This is a genomic window from Frankia sp. AgKG'84/4 (genome assembly GCF_023242965.2).
GTDB lineage: Bacteria > Actinomycetota > Actinomycetes > Frankiales > Frankiaceae > Frankia.
The window spans coordinates 1-1,533 of sequence record NZ_JALKFU020001066.1; the positions used below are offsets into that span (position 1 = coordinate 1).

A 1,533-nucleotide genomic window follows, 5' to 3' on the forward strand; every position below is an offset into this window, starting at 1 on the left:
CAGCCAGGCCATGAACGGGGTCAAACATATTTGGCACTGACAATCGGCACGCTGTTGAGTTCTCAAGGAGCAGACGCGGCCAGTTCGCTACCGTTTAGGCTTTGCTCTGGCGCTTCTTTAACTTACTTGCCGTTTCGGTCGGTGTCAAATCGCTGTTTTGTGCGATTTTGAAGCCGGTCGATCTGGCGTTTCCGAACTCGCCCGAATCACCGTGGTATTTCCCGCTGATTTCGTGCGATGTTGCTAAGTTACAGGCTTTGGCTTGATGGTGTCAAATCCTCTCAGCCGCTGGAATTTCTCCCAGAACCGGCTGGCGATTGCCACTTTCACACCTTATCGCACCGTCCGCGGCCCGTTTCCTCGGGGGGTCTGTGCCCCCTCGGAGGAGATTTGGTCCTGCGCGACCTCGAACTCGAAAGTTCAGTGGGCGACGAAGGAGAACTATACACGAGGAGAGCCGCTGCGAACGGGCACGCGGCGATAACTTTCCGCCACCACCGACGAACGGTGCGCCACGGGCCGGGCCGCGTGCGCGGCCGACGTGGTCCTACCTGCCCGGCCCACCGCGGTAGGCCGCTACTTCGGGTTCAACGCCTGGCTCGTTGGCGCCGTTCCCGCCCAGCAAGCCCACCAACTCCCAGGCCCAGCACTGGTCTGCCCCTCCTTCGCGGACCCAAACCTCCATGCCGCCTCACTTCGTCGTCGTGCCCACGGGGATCACCGGGGGGCGCGCCTGGTCCGCCGGGGCGTCACCGCCATCGCACCGGCCAGGCCCGCGATCCGGCGCGCAGCTGTCGACCGGCCGCCGGCCCCATGCTGGGATGGGTTCGCGCCAGTCCGCGTCCGACGGCCCCGCCCCTCGGCGGCCGGCCGCGGCGGGCGGCGACAGCCACGGCGGGAGGCGCAGCGGGTGGTGACTCTCGGCCGGGCCGCCTGGCCGGAACTCAGCGGCGAGCGGCCCGTCCTCGTTCTGCCACTCGGCAGTACCGAGCAGCATGGCCCGCACCTACCCCTGGACACCGACACCCGGATCGCCGAGGCCGTCGCCCAGGGGCTGGGCTCGCGGCTGGCTCCCCTGCTCGTCGCGCCCGCGCTGGCGTTCGGCGCCAGCGGTGAGCACGCCGGCTTTCCCGGCATGCTCTCGCTGGGCACCGAGGTGCTCGCCCTCGCGCTCGTGGAGCTCGTCCGATCGGCCGACGACACGGCCGGGGGCGTGTTCGTGGTCAACGGGCACGGCGGCAACGCGGACGCGCTGCGCTCGGCCAGCAAGGTGCTGGTCTCGGAGGGCCGTCCCCTGCGGGTGTGGACGCCGACCGTCGCGCTCTCGGACGCCGTCGGCGTACCCGGCGCCGCCGGTGATCTCCACGCCGGCCGCGCGGAGACATCACTGCTCCTGCATCTGGCCCCCGAGCTCGTGCGTCTGGACAAGGCGGCGGCCGGGCCCGCGCCGGCGCTCGCCGACCTCGTCGCCCAGGGGGTCGCCGCGCTCAGCCCGTCGGGGGTCCTCGGCGACCCGGCCGGCGCGTCCGCCGC

The 1,533-nt window shown here is 70.1% G+C and carries 1 protein-coding gene; it reads left to right on the plus strand.

Translation table 11 applies throughout. The annotated features are described in order from the left end of the window. Window positions 1-910 precede the first annotated feature (910 nt). Window positions 911-1,533 (plus strand): mycofactocin biosynthesis peptidyl-dipeptidase MftE (gene mftE, locus MXD58_RS27310; protein WP_250610880.1); only part of this gene is annotated, 623 nt, incomplete at its 3' end.